This window comes from Bacillus sp. FJAT-27916, from assembly GCF_001183965.1.
Lineage (GTDB): Bacteria > Bacillota > Bacilli > Bacillales > Pradoshiaceae > Pradoshia.
The window spans coordinates 4,118,586-4,139,510 of the sequence record NZ_LFZV01000001.1 but is presented as its reverse complement, the minus strand read 5'-3'; the positions used below and the strand labels follow the sequence as shown (position 1 = coordinate 4,139,510).

General features: G+C 40.1%; 17 protein-coding genes. 3 read left to right on the top strand and 14 right to left on the bottom strand.

All coding sequences use genetic code 11. From position 1 onward, the window contains the following. Positions 1-6: 6 nt before the first annotated feature. A complete protein-coding gene (gene opp3C, locus AC622_RS20295; protein WP_049672685.1) occupies positions 7-1,026 on the bottom strand; it encodes an oligopeptide ABC transporter permease in 1,020 nt (339 codons plus the stop codon). Then, positions 1,023-1,949, bottom strand: a complete 927-nt coding sequence (gene opp3b, locus AC622_RS20290) for an oligopeptide ABC transporter permease (RefSeq protein WP_049672684.1) — start codon at positions 1,947-1,949, stop codon at positions 1,023-1,025. Before opp3b ends, opp3C begins: the two co-directional genes overlap by 4 nt. Positions 1,950-2,161: 212 nt before the next feature. On the opposite strand from opp3b, the gene AC622_RS20285 reads away from it, so the two are divergent. Continuing rightward, complete coding sequence (locus tag AC622_RS20285) at positions 2,162-3,880, top strand: sigma-54 interaction domain-containing protein (protein ID WP_049672683.1); 1,719 nt, start codon at positions 2,162-2,164, stop codon at positions 3,878-3,880. 512 nt (positions 3,881-4,392) lie between these two features. Here AC622_RS20285 and AC622_RS20280 read toward each other — a convergent pair. The 8 genes from AC622_RS20280 to AC622_RS20245 form a co-directional block, all read right to left on the bottom strand. After that, positions 4,393-6,156 carry a glycoside hydrolase family 3 protein gene (locus tag AC622_RS20280; protein ID WP_231589564.1) on the bottom strand — a complete coding sequence of 588 codons (1,764 nt, stop codon included), beginning with the start codon at positions 6,154-6,156 and terminating at the stop codon, positions 4,393-4,395. Positions 6,157-6,159: 3 nt separating this feature from the next. After that, the gene (locus tag AC622_RS20275) at positions 6,160-7,002 is read right to left on the bottom strand and encodes an HAD family hydrolase (RefSeq protein WP_049672682.1); all 843 of its coding nucleotides are present in this window, start codon (positions 7,000-7,002) and stop codon (positions 6,160-6,162) included. 111 nt (positions 7,003-7,113) lie between these two features. Beyond that, positions 7,114-7,968: an SDR family oxidoreductase gene (locus AC622_RS20270; protein WP_049672681.1), complete on the bottom strand. Its 855-nt coding sequence runs from the start codon at positions 7,966-7,968 to the stop codon at positions 7,114-7,116. A 31-nt stretch (positions 7,969-7,999) separates the two neighbouring features. Beyond that, the gene (uxuA, locus tag AC622_RS20265; RefSeq protein WP_049672680.1) at positions 8,000-9,046 is read right to left on the bottom strand and encodes a mannonate dehydratase; all 1,047 of its coding nucleotides are present in this window, start codon (positions 9,044-9,046) and stop codon (positions 8,000-8,002) included. Positions 9,047-9,066: 20 nt separating this feature from the next. Next, on the bottom strand, positions 9,067-10,485 hold the full coding sequence (gene uxaC, locus AC622_RS20260; protein ID WP_156185675.1) for a glucuronate isomerase: 1,419 nt from the start codon (positions 10,483-10,485) through the stop codon (positions 9,067-9,069). Positions 10,486-10,558: 73 nt separating this feature from the next. Then, entirely contained in the window at positions 10,559-11,200 is a 642-nt protein-coding gene (locus tag AC622_RS20255; RefSeq protein WP_082197290.1) for a bifunctional 2-keto-4-hydroxyglutarate aldolase/2-keto-3-deoxy-6-phosphogluconate aldolase, read from the bottom strand. A 524-nt stretch (positions 11,201-11,724) separates the two neighbouring features. Next, positions 11,725-12,441 (bottom strand): GntR family transcriptional regulator, encoded by a 717-nt coding sequence (locus tag AC622_RS20250; RefSeq protein ID WP_049672678.1) that lies wholly within the window; start codon positions 12,439-12,441, stop codon positions 11,725-11,727. 295 nt (positions 12,442-12,736) lie between these two features. Continuing rightward, a complete protein-coding gene (locus tag AC622_RS20245; protein WP_049672677.1) occupies positions 12,737-14,101 on the bottom strand; it encodes an MFS transporter in 1,365 nt (454 codons plus the stop codon). A gap of 1,235 nt (positions 14,102-15,336) precedes the next feature. Between AC622_RS20245 and AC622_RS20240 the strand changes: the two genes are divergently transcribed. Both AC622_RS20240 and AC622_RS20235 read left to right on the top strand, forming a co-directional pair. After that, complete coding sequence (locus AC622_RS20240; protein WP_442853823.1) at positions 15,337-16,410, top strand: CotS family spore coat protein; 1,074 nt, start codon at positions 15,337-15,339, stop codon at positions 16,408-16,410. Then, positions 16,407-17,804 carry a glycosyltransferase family 4 protein gene (locus AC622_RS20235; RefSeq protein ID WP_082197222.1) on the top strand — a complete coding sequence of 466 codons (1,398 nt, stop codon included), beginning with the start codon at positions 16,407-16,409 and terminating at the stop codon, positions 17,802-17,804. Before AC622_RS20240 ends, AC622_RS20235 begins: the two co-directional genes overlap by 4 nt. A gap of 149 nt (positions 17,805-17,953) precedes the next feature. On the opposite strand, the gene rlmH is transcribed toward AC622_RS20235, so the two are convergent. The 4 genes from rlmH to AC622_RS20215 form a co-directional block, all read right to left on the bottom strand. After that, positions 17,954-18,433 carry a 23S rRNA (pseudouridine(1915)-N(3))-methyltransferase RlmH gene (gene rlmH / locus AC622_RS20230; protein ID WP_049672675.1) on the bottom strand — a complete coding sequence of 160 codons (480 nt, stop codon included), beginning with the start codon at positions 18,431-18,433 and terminating at the stop codon, positions 17,954-17,956. Between the two features lie 56 nt (positions 18,434-18,489). Beyond that, the gene (locus AC622_RS20225; protein WP_049672674.1) at positions 18,490-18,699 is read right to left on the bottom strand and encodes a CxxH/CxxC protein; all 210 of its coding nucleotides are present in this window, start codon (positions 18,697-18,699) and stop codon (positions 18,490-18,492) included. Positions 18,700-18,770: 71 nt separating this feature from the next. Then, positions 18,771-19,967, bottom strand: a complete 1,197-nt coding sequence (locus AC622_RS20220) for a S1C family serine protease (RefSeq protein WP_049672673.1) — start codon at positions 19,965-19,967, stop codon at positions 18,771-18,773. A 161-nt stretch (positions 19,968-20,128) separates the two neighbouring features. Next, a complete protein-coding gene (locus AC622_RS20215; protein ID WP_049672672.1) occupies positions 20,129-20,923 on the bottom strand; it encodes an MBL fold metallo-hydrolase in 795 nt (264 codons plus the stop codon). Between the last annotated feature and the right edge of the window lie 2 nt (positions 20,924-20,925).

Here is a 20,925-nt window from a genome sequence, read left to right as displayed (position 1 = left end):
CCTCTTTTATCTTTTTCGTGACCTAGGGTCGAGCGCGTCGCGCAGCCCATCGCCAATTAAATTGAAACTAATCATAATCAAGCTGATTACAACAGAAGAAATAACCATTTGGTGTGGATAAATTCTCATATATTTAAAGCCATCATTCACAATGGTTCCTAAAGAGGCTGTCGGCGGCTGAAGTCCCAGTCCGATAAAGCTTAAAAAGGCTTCTGAGAACACGGCTCCAGGTATAGAGAAGGAAACCGTTATAATAATTGGACCTAGTGTATTCGGCAATAAATTCCGAAAAATCAGCCGTCTATCCTTTGCCCCAAGTGTTCGTGATGCCAAAACAAACTCTTGCTCTTTTAATTTCAACATGTTCCCGCGGACAATCCTTGCCATGCCAGTCCACCCGGCAAGGCCCATCGCAATCGTTAACGTAATGATGCCCGGCTTCAAAACAAGAATCAGCATGATGATAATAATGAGCTGTGGAATACCAATTAAAATTTCAATGATCCGTTGCATGATATTATCAACCCTACCGCCATAATAAGCAGAAATACTTCCATAGGAGATGCCAATGATTATGTCAATGAGGGTTGCCAACAAGGCAATATATAAGGATACTCTCGTTCCCTCCCATACTCTTGTCCATATATCCCTTCCTAGCTCATCGGTGCCAAACCAGAAATTTGTCGTTATGTTCTTTTGTTCATATTGGTCAACTCCTCGAGTATCAACCCCATCAAAGGGCAGCCATGAAACCGACTCGAGCAGTGAAATTTTTGGAGGCAGATTAGCCCTGCTTATATCTTGATCATCATATCCATGTTCATTAAAATATGGACCCAATATGGCTAAGAAAAGCAGAAGTAACAGAATGATGAAACCTGTTAAGGCCACTTTATTTTGTTTGAACCTTCTCCCAACTCCGCTCCAATAAGATGTATTCTCTGCTGATAGCTGATCATACATGACAGGCCTATTTTCTGCCACCTTGAATAATTTTTTAGGCACAATAGTGTTTGGCTCCATCATTTCCCTCCATCCATTAAGCGAATTCTTGGATCGATTAGTCCATATAGAATATCGACAATGAGCGTTGCGATAATGAATAATGCGCTATATAGCAAGGTAGTCCCCATGATGACAGGGTAATCATTGGTCATGATCGATTTAACAAATTGTTCCCCAATTCCGGGAATGCCAAAGATTTTTTCAATGACTAATGAACCTGTCATTAAACTGACTAATAAAGGACCTAATATCGTAATAACGGGGATAATGGCATTACGAATACAATGACGAATGACAATCGCCCACCCTGACAGCCCCTTTGCTTCAGCAGTCAACAAATAATCTTGATTGATAACCTCAAGCATTTCTGTCCTCATATATCTGGCTATGACGGCAACAATCGATACGGCCAAGGTTAGTGTCGGCAAAATCGTATACTCGAACCCATTCCACATGGCGACAGGAAGCCAATTTAACTTCACGCCAATCCAATATTGCAGGAATCCGGCAAAAACAAAGGATGGAATAGCAATTCCTGCGACCGATAAGATCATCACGCCATAATCGATAAAGGAATTATGCCTTAAAGCGGCAATAATTCCAATGACAACGCCTACAATGGTCCCCAGCACTAAGGCCTGGATACCAAGCTGTGCTGAAGGACCAAGCCGTTCCGCAAATATATTCATGACAGGGCGTCCATCAAATTGAAATGATACTCCTAGATCTCCCTTGAAAATATTCGTCATATATTTAAAATACTGATAGGAAACTGGTTCATCTAAGCCATACTTTTCATAAAGCCTCTCTCTTTGGTCAGGACTTAATTTCGCATCATTAAATGGCGAACCGGGCAAAGTCTGCATGAGGTAAAAAGAGAATGTTGCAATAAGAAAAAATGTTAAAAATGCATAAATGATTCTTTGTGATATGTACCGTACCATTTCTTCCCTCCTGATTAAATTTACCGTTCCATGAGCAAATCCTTAATGGATTAAACAGCCGCCCTCCTCTCTAGATTGTTTCACTCTATATACAAGCAAGAATCATGCCAACTTGTTAAAAGGGTAAATTTTACAATGCATGACGAAGATTGTATAATAGCTTTATATATTTTAGAAATATTCAGAAAATAAGAATGATAGGTGAGCCCTTTATGAGCACTCTTTTGCCAAATATTCAAAGCGTGACAAAATCCGACATTGTATTCCTTGAATGGCAGCAATCAAACGCGCTAGAAATCGGTGACTTATCCACTAAACCTCCCATTCTATGGACAAAGTCCCCTCAAGAAGAATTTTTCTATTATAACCATTGCTATGCAGCTGAAACAGCTATATCTTCTCGACTTCCATGGATAAAGACTCAGCTCATCAGCAAGGATACACCCTTACATATCGTCATCCCTCTTTTATCAGACCATGAAATTGTACTCGTCGAGGATAAAAACACCGTCATTGGATACGTAAAAAGCGGTGATCTGTTAGAGAAAATTTTTGAAACCTATCAACACCTATATGCTTACTATGAAACGATCCTCGAAACAACTGACAATGCTATATCCATCATCAATCACGAAGAAAAAATGATTGCCTGGACCTCCTCTGCAGAATATATCTTCAACATTCCCAGGGAAGAGATAATCGGAAAACCCGCCACTGATTTCTTTGCATTGGAAATGCTCCAATCATTAAAAACCCTCCGAACCGGAGAGTCCGTTTACCGAATTCAGCATCAGCCAAGGGAACATATATTTGTTCTCATTAATTCAAATCCGGTTATCCATAAAGATCGCATTATCGGTGCCGTTTCTGCAGAAACCGATATTACCTCTCAAATTCTCTTACAACAGGAACTCATCCATATGTCTAGCAAACTCATTGATTTACAAAATAAAGTATCAAAGCTAACCCCTTCAGAGGACCCTTTTATCCATATCGTAAGCCGCAGCCAATCTATTAAAAATATGATTGAAATGGTTAAAAAGGTCAGCACCACAAGAACTCCTGTCTTACTCACAGGCGAAAGTGGTGTCGGCAAGGAGGTATTCTCCAAAGCTATTCACGACTGCAGTGAGGAAAGGCACGGTCCCTTTATTGCCATCAACTGCGGAGCTATACCGCCATCCTTATTTGAGAGTGAATTATTCGGCTATGAAGGAGGCGCATTTTCAGGGTCCAACCCTAAAGGCAAAAAGGGAAAATTCGAATTGGCCAACGGAGGCACATTACTCCTCGATGAAATTGGCGAAATCTCATTAGACATGCAGGTGAAGCTGCTCCGTGTTATTGAGGAGAAGACGTATTATCAAGTAGGCGGAACGAAAACATGGAGTGTCAATTGCAGAATTATTGCTGCAACCAACCAAAACCTTGAGAGGATGATAGAGGAAGGCACATTCCGTAAGGATCTCTATTATAGGCTGCAGGTCATCTCCCTTGATATCCCTCCGCTGCGCAAACGAAAAGAAGATCTATTCGAACTAATTCAGACCTTTTTACATGAATTCTCTGTGACCCATCATCAGCACATCAAACATTTCCCTGATGATGTCTTTCAAGCATTATTAAACTATGACTGGCCTGGCAACATAAGAGAGCTGAGAAATACAATCGAACGCCTAGTTATCTTCTCTATCGATGGTGAAATCAAAAAAGAGCATCTTCCGAACTCAATCCTAAGGCATGCACAAACTGCCCTTTCTACAATTGAAGAAGAACCTAACTCCCCCTTTCAAGCAAAATTGGACGCCTTTGAAAGAAAGCTGATCTTAGAGCAATTGCAGCAGGTCCACGGCAACAAAAACAAGCTCGCAAAAAAATTAGGTATCTCCAGGGCTACGCTCTACAATAAAATGAATCGGTTGAATATATAGCCTTCCTTTCTCCCTGTATATTCTGTGCGATTATTTTCTTTCAATCTACTGGCCTTTGGCATGATTGGTGTTCCCTTAAATAGGACATTAAAATTTTTTTCTAGGAATGCAAATGGAAATTAGATTTTTTAAGTTCATTTTTTGGTTGTGTATAATTTTTAAGATAAGCAGAGATTTGTTGTCTATTTTTTTAGACAAACCTATAAATATGATTCATTCCTTCTTGGCACAATAAGTCGTAAAGAAATGCTGCATTCACAATAAATAAACCCTATTAGCCATTTCCTCCGTATTATTTGAGTATCCTAAAGATGTGTTGTATGTGATTCAAGGTCAATGGAATTAGGTAAATGACTTTTTAAAGGAGGTTTATGATGGCTTCAGGTCAGCCCTTTATATTGGTAAAGCTGCTTTTCACTCTTAAAGCCTGCTAGCCATCGAATTCCTATCAACTAAAAAAAAGCAGGCGGTCCACCAATCAAGTTGGTTTCTCCGCCTGCTTAAATATCATTTTATAGTCTAGTATCCCACTTATTGCACCAGACGTTTTCATTTGGTGTTCCTTTGAAGTCGGATTCACCCATAATTTTGTCGATAACCGCTTTAATCGTGATGTCTGTATCTTTATATGCGTTGATATAGGCTTTAACCATAGGGACATCGGTTAAGTGTGTTGTAAAGTTAAGTGATACGAAAACAGTTGGCACTTCATGTACATACCAAGGGATTTCGTTCGCCATAGCTGCTTTCCATCTGATGCGGTAGTTATTTTCTGCACCATAACCAACTACATTAGCGAATACTAGGGCTGCATCTACTTCTTCACGATATTTCAATGTAGCGCCTTTAATACGCGTGTTACCTTCGTTAACGGTTACTTCAAAGCCTCTGCTTTCTAGCTCTTTCACAATATAGGTAAGCGTTTTGTCATCGCCTTCATAAATGCCGCCCTTTTCTCCTTCTAAGAAATACAGACGAATACGTTTATGTGTTTCTGGGCGAATTGGCAGCTGATCCAATGTGTTTTTAACAAGCGTAATTCCTTTGTCAGCTGCTTGTTTAGCACGTTCAATATGGTCCTCACAGCCAATAACTTTTAAATCTTCTTCATCACGGAAGATCGAACCGTCTTGTTGTGCTTTGTGCAAGCCAAGTGTCGCTTTGAAGCCCAAGATTCTTTCTAAAGCATCTTGAAGACGTTCTTCTGTGATGATGCCGTTTTTGTAACCATTCAACATGAAGTTATAGTCTTCATCAATATCATTGAAGAACAAGAACATATCACAGCCGGCTGCAATGGATTGCGGTACATATTCTTCACGTCTCATAGCTGCCGTCATTCCAAGCATGTGAGAAGCATCTGTCAGTACCAAGCCGTTGAAGCCTAATTTGCCTTTTAGGAGGCCATTGATTAATTCCGGTGCTAATGTAGCTGGTAGAATATCACGGTCTTCTAGCTCAGGCACCAATGCTTTTTGATATTCCGGTAAAGCGATATGACCGGCCATGATGGAATGTACCCCATTTTCAATATGGTTGCGGTATACTTCACCAAAGGATTTTTCCCATTCATCAACAGATAGTTCATTCACGCCCATAACTAAGTGCTGGTCGCGTTCCTCTGTACCATCGCCAGGCCAGTGCTTGATGCATACTCCTACATTACTTTCTGTCAGCCCTTTAATGTATGAATTTGTGTGCTTAATTACGGTTTCAGCATTTGTACCATATGCACGCGTGTTAACGATGGTATTTCTCCAGTTTTTCAAAATATCAACACATGGGTCAAAGTTCCAGTTAACACCGACTGCATGCGCTTCACGTCCGCTGACATAACCCGCGTCAAAAGATACTTGTTCATCACCGGAAGCTTCACACATAGCAGCAGATGCCACATAAGTGCCGTCGTTAACCGCACCATTACCGCCAGCATCACAGTTCGCCGCTACGAGCAATGGAATTTTGGAATCCTTTTGCAGGTCGTTGATAAGCGCTTGTACTTTATCAGATGTAGCGCCCATGTAACGAGCTCCACCAATATGATACTTTTCAAGAAGTTCTTTGTTGGTGAACTCATTTCCGCTGAATTTATCATCTCCGAAGAAGAACAAGTTAATGAATAACTGGCCGATTTTCTCTTCGACAGTCATTCCAGCAATCGTATCTTTCACCCATTTGATATCTTCATCAGAAAGATTATAAGGCTTTGCCTTTAAATCAACTTTGGGCATCGGAATGTTTTTAGCAATCTTTTGAATCATCCGTATTTCCTCCAAACCTTACTTCAAGTTATCGTTAAATTCCTGGATCAGCTGCTGCTGATAATCACCCGCAAAGCTTCCATCTAGGAATTTTGCTAATGCTTCATCTCTGAAACGATCCCATGAGAACTTCTCTTTCCCAACAAGAATCGGGTAATAAAGAACGTCATTTACTTCTGCAGCAGATAAGTCTCCAGGAGCATCTCCAATCATCAATACATGTGTATTCTCATAGCCGAATTTCTTCAATTGCTCGATGCAATAGGCTTTCGTACCAGCCTCTTGACCAAGCATGACATCAACATGTACAGAAAGTTCATGTCTTGTCCATTCATCAAGTACAGCTGCGCCGTTAGCTGATGAAACAATCGCTACGTCTGCCACATTATTAGCCGTTTCCAATCCAGCTTTAGCGCCTTCAACAGGTTTATCATTACCTGCGAGTTCTTCCTCAATGGTACGGTTAACCGCATGGCTCCATTCTAAAGCCTTCTTTAATTGCTCATCATTCGTTTCAGCAATGGCTCTTTCAAGTGAAGGATTGGAAAGCTCATTTGTTGTTTCAGTCCACTTTTTAAAGGAAGAGATATCAGGCATTTCAATACCTTCTTTTTCTAACGCTTCAAATGTAGCGACAACCCCTTTAAAGCGGTTAATTCCTCTTGTTCTTGTGTAAAGATTGATATCATTCCATACTTTAAGGAAGTGATCTTTAATAGAATGAAGCTCCCAAACGTCAACTGCGCGTGGCCCAAAAGCTTCCTCGTGTTTTACCCCCATCGTATCCATGGCACAGCCATCAGAGTCAACACAAACTAAAAAGTTTTTCGTCTTTTGAAATTCTTGAATCGTATCTTTCATGAATAAAAACCTCTTTATCATTGGGTTTGTTTTTTGCCATTTGAAAATAAAGGTTGCTAATCCAATAAATTAGATTAACAACCTTTCATTCAGCATAAGAATCTGATTAGATTAAACGCCAGAGTAAGAAGAGAATCCGCCATCGATTGGAATAACGACGCCAGTTACGAAGCTTGCTGCCTCTTCACTCGCTAGGTATAACAATCCGCCAACTAATTCTTCTGGCTCACCGAAGCGTTCCATTGGAGTGCTGTTAAGAATTTTTCCTGCTCTAGCAGATGGAGTGCCATCTTCATTGAACAATAATTTTTCATTTTGTTTTGTAACAAGGAATCCTGGTGCAATCGCATTAACACGAATGCCAGCTTTCGCAAAGTAAGTTGCACACCATTGTGTGAAGTTACTGATTGCTGCTTTCGCTCCGCTGTATGCAGGGATTTTTGTTAAAGGTGTGTAAGCATTCATAGAAGAGATGTTAATGATGTTTGCACCTTTTTTCCCGATCATATCTTGTGCGAAGACTTGAGAAGGAAGAAGAGTACCTAAGAAGTTAAGGTCGAATACGAAGCTAACTCCTTTAGGGTCTAAATCAAAGAATGTTTTCATTTCTGGATTGTTCTTTACAGCTTCTGCATTGTAGAACTCATCATCTGTTGTACCTTTTGGATTGTTTCCGCCAGCATTGTTGACAAGAATATCCACTGTTCCAAGTTCTTTATTCACGATTTCTCTTGCAGCTTCAAGAGCTTCCTTATCTAATACGTTAGCAGCAACACCGATTGCTGTTCCGCCAGCCGCATTAATTTCAGCAGCAACCTTATCTGCTGCTTCTTGCATAAGGTCCATAACCGCTACTTTTGCTCCGCATTCTGCCAAAGCTTTTGCGAAATAAGAACCTAATACACCGCCGCCGCCAGTTACAGCTGCAACTTTACCTGTTAAATCCATTTTGAATGGAACTGCCATGTCCGTATCCTCCTTTAATATAACGCATCAATTATTTTCTGTTTTTTTGTTCTGCTTCCCATAGACCATGTAAGTATGTTGCACCTAGTGCACGATCATATAAGCCGTAGCCTGGTTTTCCTGTTTCGCCCCAGATCATTCTTCCGTGGTCAGGACGGATTGGGCCTGTGTAATTGAAGTCTGCCATCGCTTTAATCACTTCATACATATCAACGGAACCGTACTCAGATGGGTGAGCACTTTCTTCAAATGACATTCCGCCAGTTAATTTAACGTTACGAGCATGTACAAAGTTTACGCGGTCTTTTTTACCGAAGTAACGAAGCATTTCAGGGAAATCGTTCTCAGGATGTGAACCAAGGGAACCGCTGCACATTGTCAAGCCGTTATAAGGGCTGTCATATAGGTTAACGAATCTTTCCAAGTTTTCTTTGTTTGTGATGATACGTGGTAATCCAAAGATATCGAATGGAGGATCATCCGGGTGGATGGCCATTTTCACGCCAGCTTCTTCTGCAACTGGGATGATTTCTTTAATGAAGTACTCAAGGTTTTCCCAAAGTTTTTCATGATCCACGTTTTTGTAGTGATCGAATAATTGTTGAAGGTCTTCTTTCTTATAGCTAGAATCCCAGCCTGGTAAAGAAAGTTCACCTGTTAATGGATCCATTTTCTTCGCTACTTCTTCTTCGAAGATAAGAGCTGTAGAACCATCTGGAAGACGGTATTCTAAGTCAGTACGTGTCCAGTCAAAGATTGGCATGAAGTTGTAGCATACAACTGGAATGCCAGCTTTTCCAAGGTTACGTAGAGTTGTTTTATAGTTCTCGATATATTTATCACGAGTTGGCAAACCGATTTTGATATCTTCATGAACCGGTACACTCTCGATAACAGAAATATGAAGACCTGCATCTTCTACAGTCTTTTTCAATTCCTCGATTTTATCCATCGGCCAAGCTTCACCAACCGGGATATCATAAATAGCTGTTACAATTCCCTTCATGCCTGGAATTTGGCGAATATATTCAAGCGGAATTGTATCTGTCTTTCCATACCAACGAAAACTCATTTCCATAATTAAGTTCCTCCTCTAGGTCAAACTACTTCGATTACGAAGTAGTTTCTCGCGTTGTTATAACAAATGCCTTCTATTAGGTTTTTCAGCATTTCTTGATCATTTGGAATTTCCCCTGCTTCCACCCATTGACCAACTAGGTTACATAGAATTCGGCGGAAGTATTCATGTCTGCTGTAAGAGATAAAGCTGCGTGAATCTGTCAGCATTCCGACGAAGTGGCTTAATAGCCCTTGGTCAGCAAGCGCCGTTAATTGGCGAATCATGCCTGGTTTTGTGTCATTGAACCACCATCCAGAACCGAATTGAATTCTGCCTGCGATTCCTTCCTCATTGACTTGGAAGTTTTGAATCGTAGTCCCAATCAATTCGTTATAAATTGGGTTCAAGTTATATAGAATCGTTCTAGGCAAGGAATCATTCAGCTCCATCGCATCGAGAAGGGCATTTAATGGTGCTGCCACTTCCCCTTGGTCGCTGATGGAATCAAAGCCTGCATCAGGTCCAAGCTTGCGGAACATTTTTGTATTGTTGTTCCGGATTGCCCCAAAGTGGATTTGCATAGCCCAACCGCGCTCTTTGTAGGCCTTTGCCAAACTCATTAATAGGGCTGTTTTAAATTTATTCTCATCTTCCAGGCTTACAGCTTTACCGCTGCGCCCCGCTTCATAAATACCGTTCAGTTCACTTTCTTCAAACTCAGCGTATGGAATCTCAGACACCCCATGGTCTGATACTCGACAACCGCTTTCATGGAAGTATTGAACTCTCTCTAGTAATGCCTGCTCAAAGGCCTCATACGTTTCTAATGATTTTCCAGTTACCTTCTCAAGTGTTTCTACAAAAGGAACGAATGTTGCCTTATTGATCTCTAACCCTTTATCAGGTCGGAAGGATGGCAATACCTTCACCGGAAAATCAGGAAGCTCAGCGATTTGCTGATGATATTTCAAGTCATCAGTCGGTTCATCTGTTGTCCCGATTACTTTAACATTTGACCGTTTGATAAGAGCTTGTACAGAATATTCATCCTGCTGCAGCAATTCATTGCAACGATTCCATATGTCTTCCCATGTATGCTCATTCAATAGCTCTTCAATACCAAAGTATTTCTTCAGCTCAATATGAGTCCAATGATACAAGGCATTCCCAATTGTATGAGGGACCGTTTTCGCCCAAGCAGCAAATTTCTCCTTTGGATCCGCATCGCCTGTGATATATTCTTCACCAACCCCGTGCGCTCGCATGGCTCTCCATTTGTAATGATCGCCTTCAAGCCATAGCTCGGTAATATTATTGAATTTACGATTCTCCGCGATATCCTTTGGGGATAGATGGCAATGATAATCATAGATTGGCATATCTTTTGCATATGTGTGATACAACCGGACGGCTGTTTCATTGTTTAACATAAAGTTTTCATGAATAAACGAAGTCAAACAGAATCCCTCCTCTATTGGCATTCAACTAGGCTGGCCGCCCCGCCGTTCTAAGCGATGCAGCCGAACCTTATTATTCAGCTTTTACAGAAGCCAGCTTGTTAACGAATTGACGTGCAACTTCTTGAACGGAGCTGTAATCACCGTCTTTAACCCCTTTTGTCAGAGCACTTCCGATACCGACTGCAAATGCGCCGTTATTGACCCATTGATCAAGGTTGTCAATGCTGACACCGCCTGATGGCATAAGCTCAACATGAGGAATCGGACCCTTCACATCCTTTAAGAATCCTGGTCCCATCAAGCTTCCTGGGAATAGCTTCACAACATCTACGCCGGATTCCAGCGCCTGCATGATCTCTGTTACAGACCCGCATCCAGGTAGATATGGAATCGCATAGCGGTTGCATACTTCGGCAATATCGCTGTTAAAGTGAGGGCTTACAATGTAACGCGCACCTTTCATAATCGCGATACGGGCTGTTTCCCCATCAAGGACAGTTCCTGCTCCAACAACCATATTAGGGTTCCCCATTTGTACTAGCTCAGCAATGGCATCCTCTGCACCAGGGGTTGAGAAGGTGATTTCTAGAGATCGAATACCGCCTTGGAATGCCTGTTTTGATATTTCTACTGCATCTTCTTTATTTTTTCCGCGGATAACCGCTACTAAATAGCCGTCATGTATATCGCTTAAAATTTGATGTTTTTGCAACATAACATCCACCTCTTCCATTTCTTTGGTGAGGAATCGTCCATCACCAGTTGCAAACAATTCCTTTGAAATGCGCTGCTTCTTCCAAAATTGGCTCATTTCGTTATCGACACTATTCTTTACTAATGCCTCGTTTTTAAAAAGAGAATGAATCCTTAACTATTCGGCTTTATAAGAAGCATCGCCTTGTATACTTGTATACTAGCATGTGCTTACTGGCATTTCAAGTAAAAAAAGTGCGTATAGTACAGGGTTTTTCTCTCTTGAATTCCCCTATGCTTGTATCTCAGCGATATATTGGTTATCCTGAATAAATAAACCAAATTGCCATCGGGGATTAGCTATTTAGGGCTCAATATCATCCTAAATGCAGATTAGGTTCTGCTATGTGAAACGCCTTACTTCTCATTCGCCCATGCAAAAAACACCTATCATTTCAATTCGGCTCTGCCAAAATCGAGTTGAAATGATAGGTGTTTTTTATTTGTTACATAATAATAAATCCGTATCTTTTTGCCATTATCCTACGAAGTTGCGGACTCACCTTCAATAGAATCAAAGTAATGGATATAAGGGCTTCCCTCTTTATATAGATCATCCCAAAGCCTAGTAGCTTCAATAATATGAAGATTCACAACATCCTCTACTTGGTCACATCTTTTATGTTCAAGAATATCAATGATGGTTTCATGCTGCTTAATAGCCTCACTAAAATTATGCTCGATTTCCGATAAAAGCCTCATGCGGTTATAGTGAGTACTTATTCTCGTAATGGCTTCCCAGATATGTTCCTTCTTATTTGCCTTAAAAATGATACGGTGAAACTCTTTATCAAGCAGATGGAAATCGGCTTCTTTACCACTTTGTCCAAGCAAGCCTTTTTGAAGAGCTACATTTTTCTTCAAATCATACAATGCTATATCTGGAAAAGATTCGCAAGCCAGTTTAAGTACCTCTTTTTCCAAAATATATCTCATGAAAGAAGCTTCCTTAATGAGCTGAAGGTTTATTTTGGATATATATGTACCCACTTGCGGAATCACTTCAATCAAGTGCTCTTCGCGTAATTTAGCTAGAACTTCTCGAACTGGAGTACGAGATAAGCTTAAGGCCTCTGCTAGCTCAACTTCACTTATTGCCTGTCCAGGCTCTAACTCTAAAGACATAATAGAATCCTTTATCACCCTATAGGCATAATCTTTATTATTCTCTCCCGGAAGCTTTGGCGACACTTTCACCATTGTGCTCACTCCCTCTATTATCGATCATGTATTCTTTCATCATATCACGGCAATCTGCCATGGTTCAATAAAATGTCAAAAAGATCGAATACAATAGGACAACGATTTCAAATTGCCAGCAAAATCGACAGCTAATACTACCTGAATATCACATCTAATATTATCGTAAAATTCTTTTGAATATACCTATATACGAATAAAAATGAGACAAAATCCCTTTTCATAAAATATGCCTTAAAAAGAGATTTTGTCTCTGAGTCAGTTAATAATCTTTTTCGATATGATTCGTATATAATTAAGCCGTTTGTTTCTTTCTGTTTTCAGCTAAATCTACTGCCAATTGTTCTGAACGTTTTTTATTTAACGGATAAAGGAACATTAGGACTAAGAACACGAGCCCAAGTACAATTGCAGGTACTAATGTTGCCAACATATGAATTCCATTTAGAGTTCCTGTTGTTTGTACTGTTAATTCTGCGTTGTAGCCGACAGCTGCAATCGCTGCACCGCCAAGACCACCTGCAACAGCTTGTCCAATTTTACGAGCCATTGAATAGATCGAATAAATTGTTCCATCTTCACGTAAACCTGTTAAATATTCGTGGTAATCGATAACATCTGTAACGAATGCCCAAATAACAAGGTTAAATGTACCGTAACCAAGCATTGCAACTGTTAAGATAGCAATGAATGATGTCATACTTAAGTCTGAGAATACATATAAAAGAGCATAGGCAGCAGCACCAACTAATACACCAAAAGATGCCACTTCTTTTTTACCAAATTTCTTAACCAGCTTAAGGATGAATGGCGCCATTGCAAACACGGCTGCGGATTGTAAGAACCCAACAATACTTAGGCCTTTCGTATTTCCAAAGTAATCTTTAAATAAGTAAACATTTACCGCTCCGATAAACATGATAATAACCATGAATGTTAATGAAGCGACAAGGAACCAAAGTAAAGGTTTGTTTTTAATGATACCTTTTATTGTCTCACTTGTTTTCACTTTAGGCTGATCATCTTTATCAGCAAGAGTAACACGTTCTACTGTTAAATGATAACATCCCATGTAACAAGCAATCGCTAAAATACCGAAAATAACAGCAGCTAATAAGAAGCGGTTTGCTGATGCTTCGTTATCAACAAACAAAATGATTGGCCCTAAAACGTTAATGACTAGTCCTGCCATTTGTGATCCCACTGTTCTCCAAGAAGATAAAGCAGTACGCTCTACAGGATCAGCTGTCATAACAGAAGCCATTGAGCCATAAGGAATATTTACAGTACTGTATAATGTTCCCCATAAAATATAACTTACATAGGCATATGCTAGATAGAATCCATTAGACATCCCTGGAATATAAACAAACATTAATACACCTGTGATGACTAACGGAAAGGACATTCTAAAGATCCACGGTCTAAATTTACCATGAACTCCAGCTTTTCTTGTGTCAATAAAACGACCCCAAGCCACATCAGCAAATGCATCCCATAATCGTGCAATCGCGAACAATCCGCCGACTGCCAAAGGATTAAGATGATAAACATCCGTATAGAATACCATCAAATAACTTGCCACGAGCATGAAGAAGAAATCGTTTCCAAAATCCCCGAACAAATAGCCCATTTTGTCTCTAAGACCGAATTGTCTCATTATGTTTCACCTCTAATTTTTATAATCTCCACTATCAAGTTGGTTTTTATTCGCAAATGAAATGTAATCAAATAGATAGTCTTTTTGACTTTGTGAAATATTGAGCAATAAATCTAAAAAAAATTTATCCTCGTTTTACTAGATTTGATTACTAACCTCCTCTTAGCTTCGATATACTAGTATACTAGCATGCCACAATCCAATATGCAACACTTTCTCGAAATCGTTTTCACATGGGGTTTACCCCTATTGATAATTGCGTTCAAACCCTTATATGGCAAGGGATAAGAAAGATTTAGATATTATTAATTTTTTTATTCTACTCAATACAAGGAATTAATTACCATAGAATTTTGTCGGGTTTATGATAGAAAACGTCTATCGAATATAAAGATTATAAAACCACAAAGAAACGCTTACAACAAATCGGAAATATTTAAAAGTTTTCAGTAAATAATGATTTTAAGTGCTCCAGTAGTTGCTTAATCGTGTTATGGGGAAGGTAATAAAAAGAGCGGATCTTCTCTCCTAACCAAAAGATGAATTGTCATAGTTAGCAAGTTACATGCAAAGAATTCATATAAAGGATCAGGCCGTTTTATGCCCTACCATACAAGGATTCATTGAAATAGATGATTAATTTGCGAAGAATATCCACGATGCTAGAGTAAGGCTTAATTGGAAATCCCTCTTAATCGTAAAACGATTGCGGTTTCACAAATATCCTACACAGTTATCAATATAGAAAATAAAGAGGACTGGTTTTCCCCAATCTCCTTCTGTATAGGAAGACTATGCTTATTCATACATAGAACTTTTATCTAAGTTCATTTCTATCCTGCGGTTTTCCATCTTCTTTAACCAGATGACACAGTTTTGGCATTTTTGATGTTCACTCATTCAAGAAAAATCCCCAACATTATCGAAATTCACTTACTTATGAACCGTTCTCCAAAGCCAATCAAATAAATCTAAAGTATTTTGTTCTTATATCGGACCAAACGCTTCATTTAAAAACGTATTTGATTTCCAATCACTCCCCTAAATTACCAGTTTAATCCGCTTATGGACTGTCCATTCTTGTCCCTTAAGCATATTAATAAACAGTATCTGTAGCTTATTTAAATGAGGTTGCTATTTTTCAAATTGCCTTTTTTTCATGATCTGTAAAGGTATAATTTGCATGGAAAAGGAGAAGTGATACATTGGAGCATCAAATTATTGTACCGTGGGAAATGGACGAATTATCTACTCATGATGAATTTTATGTACCTGATTATATCCATGATATGGGATTAGAGGTTCTTAAACAGTACAATTTAAAAGTTAATAGCATGCAGGTGGTCACAACAAAGCCTGATAAGGGCGGTGCCATATGGAAGTTGGAGACCGATGATGGACCTAAAAGTTTTAAGCTTCTCCATCGAAGACCTACAAGAAGCATGTTTAGTCTTGGTGCCCAAAGGTATTTGGTAGACATAAAAAATGCAAGGGTACCGGGAATTATCACAACCAAATCGGGTGAAGATTATGTTCAGGCCGGAGATAAGTTATGGTTTGTTGCAGAATGGATTGAACCATTAATGCCAGTAACAAAAGACTTAGAAGGCGCAAAACAGCTTTGCTATGCGCTCGGTGAATTTCACCGGTTAAGTCAAGGGTATGTCCCCCCTGCCGGGGCAGAAATTGCCTCAAGATTGTATAAGTGGCCAAAAAGCTACCAAAAAATCCTCAGGAAAATGGATTGGTTCCGAAATGTAGCTATAGCGTATAGTTCAATGCCTGCTAGTCAGGAGCTATTAAATGTTATCGATTTATTTGAAGAACAAGCAAAGAATAGTATCGAAGCATTAAATCAGTCAAAATACTTGGAACTAGTAAAACTCGGTAATACAAATTGGGGTCTGGTTCATCAGGATTACGGCTGGTCAAATGGTCAAATGGGACAGAATGGAATGTGGATTATTGACCTTGATGGTGTAGCATATGATCTTCCCATACGTGACTTAAGGAAATTGATAACAGGAACCATGGCAGATTTATTTAGATGGGATGTAACGTGGATGCGTGAAATGATTCAAGCTTATCACGAGGCAAATCCAATCAGTACAGAGCTATATGACATCTTACTAATTGATTTGTCACTTCCTAGTGAATTTTATAAAAATGTCAAAGAGTTACTATATGAGCCAGAAATATTTTTAGATGAAACAACCTCTCAATTAATTAGAATAATTGTTGATACTGACCAATCCAAATGGCCGGCATTAGAGGAAATTAAAGCTGATTGGAGGAATCAGTCATCATGAAAATTTTAATGATAGCTACTGAAAAACTTCCTGTACCGCCTGTCCTAGGAGGGGCCATTCAAACGTATATTTCCGGAAGCCTTCCACACCTAGCAAAGTCATATAGTATTACTGTTTTAGGAATAACAGACCCATCGCTTCCTAATGAAGAAGTCAAGGATGGCATTAAATATGTCCGAGTACCAGGGAAATTATTGCCGCTCTATCAACAAGGAATCGTTCAATTTTTAGCCTCCAACTCTTTTGACATCATTCACGTTTTTAATCGCCCTCGCCTTGTTATGCCGATTCGAAGCGTTGCACCTCACTCGAAAATTATCCTTAGCATGCACAATGATATGTTTAATCTTGATAAAATCGAATCGAGTGAAGCTCATGCAGCAATAGAAGAAGTCTCTATGATCATAACAATCAGCGACTATGTAGGGAATGTCATCCGCAGCCTCTATCCCGAAGCATCCTCAAAAATCCGCACTATTTATTCAGGTGTTGATTCTGAACGGTTTTTACCCGGCAATCATTCTAAAATGGAATCTATTCGAAATCGGCTCCGTAAAGAACATGGTTTAGAAGATAAGAATGTCATCTTATTTGCAGGAAGACTTTCCGCAAACAAAGGAGTAGATCGGCTAATTCGAGCATTACCCCTGCTTTCAAAAAAACACAAAAACCTAGCCTTGGTTATCGTAGGAGGAAACTGGTTTAGCCAGAACAAAATAACCGATTATGTAGCCTATATTCGATCTTTAGCAAAACAACAAACCGTTCCTGTTGTGACAACAGGCTTTGTATCATCAGCTGATATCCAAGATTGGTTTGCGGCTGCCGATATATTCGTCTGTACCTCTATTTGGCAAGAACCACTAGCACGCGTTCATTATGAAGCAATGGCTTCCGGCCTTCCTATTATAACAACGGCAAGAGGAGGAAACGCAGAGGTTATTATTCCAGGGAAAAATGGCTTTGTAATCGAAGATCCAGAGGACCCAGCAAACTTTGCAGAAAAGATTTCTGAAATATTGTCAAATAAATCATTAATGCAAAGCATGGGGAAAAGAGGAAGAGAACTCGCTATAAGCCATTATAACTGGCCTAGAGTCGCACATGACATTATGGAGGTTTGGGAGTGTACGCTGCAGACGCCTCTTCCTGCACTGCTGCCAGAAGACGAAAGCCTTCAAAATATTACTCCACCAGATGAACCGAGTGATGAAAAGAAGAAAAAGAAGAAAAAACAAGACAAAGATAAAGATAAAAAAGGTAAACATACAAAGGAGAAACACAAGAAAGATAAACACAACAAAGTAAAGACAAAAAAGAAAGATAAGAATAAAGAATCTAGGAGCCGCAAACTAAAGGGTAAAAAAGATAAGAAACGTAAAAAAACTGACTAATGCTATTAATCAATCGGTGCAGCGACATCTAAAAAACCTGAACTTTTAGGCAATAGATTCATAAAATACCGCCTAAAAGTTCAGGTTGATCATTGGCTGAGATGCCAATATTCAAGTCTATTCTTCAGCCTTTTTTATTAAAACCTCATCTATTTATGATAGGGTTCTCCTCGATTAATCCGAAACGCCCGGTACACCTGTTCCACTAAAATCAATCTCATCAACTGATGCGGGAACGTCATTTTTGAAAATGACAGGGTATCATTTGCCCGCTTCATGACATCCTTACTCAAGCCAAGAGAGCCGCCGATAACGAAGACGATTTTGCTTTTGCCGTATGTAGCGAGCTTGTCGAGTGTGTCAGCAAGTTCCTCAGATGATTTCATTTTCCCTTCAATGGCAAGGGCGATAACATGGGCATCATCTGGAACTTTAGCAAGGATTCTCTCCCCTTCTTTTCCTTTCACCTGAAGCATTTCTTGTTCGCTTAAGGTTTCAGGAGCTTTTTCATCGGGTATTTCAATGATATCAATTTTGGCATAGGCCGATAGTCTCTTCGTGTATTCCTCTATTCCTTGTTTCAAGTATTTCTCCTTCAATTTACCTACCGTTACAATCGAGATATTCACAGTTCATCCTCACTTTACAAACAACTTATCCACAAATGTTATCCACATATACACAGTTACTGTCCACATATTGTGTCCGAATGTTCGTTCGCCACAACATATACAGCTGGTTTTCCACAGTATTCACAGGTGAATTCGCCCGAATTGTGAGTAACTTTTTCTCCTTCTTCATCAGAAAGGTTGTTGATAAATGGAGGTACTTCTGCCTCATCCACGATATTATCGAGTCCTACTTCCACATGCTCTGCACAGCAATAAATTTTCATTTCAATCTCTCCATTCTTTTTTCAATAGGGAAAGCAGGGCACTATCTACAGTCCCCTGCTTCCGTCAACTATTATTGTAAGTCAGCTTCTGCCAACGTCATTTCCGTTGTTTGGACCTTGCCGTTACGGTAATACTTCACCTTCATCGTATCACCAATCTTCTTCTCAGCATATAAGTGTTTTCTTAAGGATGGTACATCTGGTATTGCTTCACCATCCAGCTCAACAATGACATCATATTCCTTCAATCCAGCTTTCTCAGCTGGTGAACCTGGCTCGACACTTGCTATGACTACCCCTTCCGTTATCTTGGACGGTAGATTCAATGTTGCATCCTGTTGATAGCTTGTCACTTCGCTCAATGACCGTAAAGATGTCCCCATATAAGCCCGTTTCACCTTTCCATGGGCTTCAAGGTCCTCGATGATTGGAATGGCATAATTGATGGGGATTGACAAACCTATACCCTCAACAGAGGATTCAGCAATTTTCATTGAGTTTATGCCAATCACCTGGCCGTTGATATTAACAAGCGCTCCTCCACTGTTACCAGGATTAATAGCCGCATCTGTTTGAATGACCTCTGCGTTCCAATCCTCAATCCCGTCTGAATTGACATCAATAGGGATTGTTCGATTTAAGCCAGAAATAATTCCTTGGGTCACCGATCCAGAAAAGTTCAGCCCAAGCGGATTTCCAATCGCAATAACGGGCTCGCCAGACTTTAGTTTATCAGAATTTCCGAACTGTGCAACGGTATCGACCCCTTTGTCGTCAATCTGAATGACGGCCAAGTCGGTCCATACATCGCTGCCTAGCAGCTTTGCCTCTGTCTTTGTTCCATCTGTCAATGTCACCTCAAGCGTGCTTGCTCCTTCAACGACATGATTATTGGTCACAATGAAGGCTTTTCCATTTTCCTTTTTATAAATAACACCGGAGCCTGTTCCTGCTTCCGTCTCCTCATTAAAGAAACTAGAGCCTTGAATATTCGTTATGCCAATAACTGCATCAGCTGCTTTTTCGACCGCCTTTGTAACATCTGTGGTCACATCCACTGAGAGATTTTGCGTCAGACTGGATGTTCCGTTATTTTGGTTTATGGAACCAGGATTGTTCTGTCCATTTCCGCCAGTAAGATTGCCGCTTAAGAAGAGGACAAGCAAGGCCCCAATAATCGAACCAATGAGACCTGATACGAAATATCCGCCCTTCCCTTGGCTTTTCTGCCGCCTGAACTGGTTATCATCTTGATCATAATAGCCCATCCACACACATTCCTTTCAGCTTGAACTCAATTTACCTTCTATTATTTGTTTATTTCCATAATATAAACCGTAAATTACTGTTTCAACTCTTTCGCTTATTCTTTTCCCTGCTGAATGGAAGATTATGTGCGGTCAAAAAAATAACAGAGATACTCTCTCTGTTATAGCTCAATTAATTCAGTTGGCTCGTTAGGATCAGTATCATATAAGCTAAATTGCTCTCCGACACGAATCCCCTTTGTCTCTAGCGTTTGGGCAACAGACATTTGGGCAAGGTCCTTCATATTATTATCTTTGCTTAAATGGGCCAGATAAAACCGCTTTGTCCGATCACCTGCGACCTCACTCATGGCAATTGCTGCATCTTCATTGCACACATGGCCTACATCGCTTAGAATTCGGCGCTTAACGCTCCACGGATACCGACCCATCCGCAGCATGCCTACATCATGATTGCTCTCAAATATATACATATCTGCATTATGGATGATTCCTTTCATCCTGTCGCTCACATAGCCTGTGTCTGTAATCGTTACAAGCTTCTTATCTCCATGATGGAAGACATAGAACATCGGCTCAGCTGCATCATGGGAAACACCGAACGATTCTACATCCAGCTCACCGAATGTCTTCACGGTCTCCATCCCAAATTCGAACTTCTGCTCAGTTGGAATTTCCCCAATCAAGCCCTCCATTGCCTTCCACGTATTCGCATTCGCATAAATCGGTAATTGATATTTTCGAGCCATGATACCAAGGCCCTTAATATGGTCGCTATGTTCATGGGTCACGAAAATGCCTGAGAGATCCTCAGGCTTTTTATTAATCTTTCCTAATAACTCTACCATTTTCTTGCCGCTCAAGCCGGCATCGACGAGAAAGGAATTCCCCCCGCATTCTACATAAAGAGAATTTCCCGTGCTCCCGCTGGCGAGAACGCTGAATTGCATTGACATAT

Bases quoted from the DNA above. Each gene is read 5' to 3' on its own strand.
- opp3C (WP_049672685.1), bottom strand. From the start codon at position 1,026: ATGATGGAGCCAAACACTATTGTGCCTAAAAAATTATTCAAGGTGGCA.
- opp3b (WP_049672684.1), bottom strand. From the start codon at position 1,949: ATGGTACGGTACATATCACAAAGAATCATTTATGCATTTTTAACATTT.
- AC622_RS20285 (WP_049672683.1), top strand. From the start codon at position 2,162: ATGAGCACTCTTTTGCCAAATATTCAAAGCGTGACAAAATCCGACATT.
- AC622_RS20275 (WP_049672682.1), bottom strand. From the start codon at position 7,002: ATGAAAGATACGATTCAAGAATTTCAAAAGACGAAAAACTTTTTAGTT.
- AC622_RS20270 (WP_049672681.1), bottom strand. From the start codon at position 7,968: ATGGCAGTTCCATTCAAAATGGATTTAACAGGTAAAGTTGCAGCTGTA.
- uxuA (WP_049672680.1), bottom strand. From the start codon at position 9,046: ATGGAAATGAGTTTTCGTTGGTATGGAAAGACAGATACAATTCCGCTT.
- AC622_RS20250 (WP_049672678.1), bottom strand. From the start codon at position 12,441: ATGGTGAAAGTGTCGCCAAAGCTTCCGGGAGAGAATAATAAAGATTAT.
- AC622_RS20245 (WP_049672677.1), bottom strand. From the start codon at position 14,101: ATGAGACAATTCGGTCTTAGAGACAAAATGGGCTATTTGTTCGGGGAT.
- AC622_RS20240 (WP_442853823.1), top strand. From the start codon at position 15,337: ATGGACGAATTATCTACTCATGATGAATTTTATGTACCTGATTATATC.
- AC622_RS20235 (WP_082197222.1), top strand. From the start codon at position 16,407: ATGAAAATTTTAATGATAGCTACTGAAAAACTTCCTGTACCGCCTGTC.
- AC622_RS20225 (WP_049672674.1), bottom strand. From the start codon at position 18,699: ATGAAAATTTATTGCTGTGCAGAGCATGTGGAAGTAGGACTCGATAAT.
- AC622_RS20220 (WP_049672673.1), bottom strand. From the start codon at position 19,967: ATGGGCTATTATGATCAAGATGATAACCAGTTCAGGCGGCAGAAAAGC.
- AC622_RS20215 (WP_049672672.1), bottom strand. From the start codon at position 20,923: ATGTCAATGCAATTCAGCGTTCTCGCCAGCGGGAGCACGGGAAATTCT.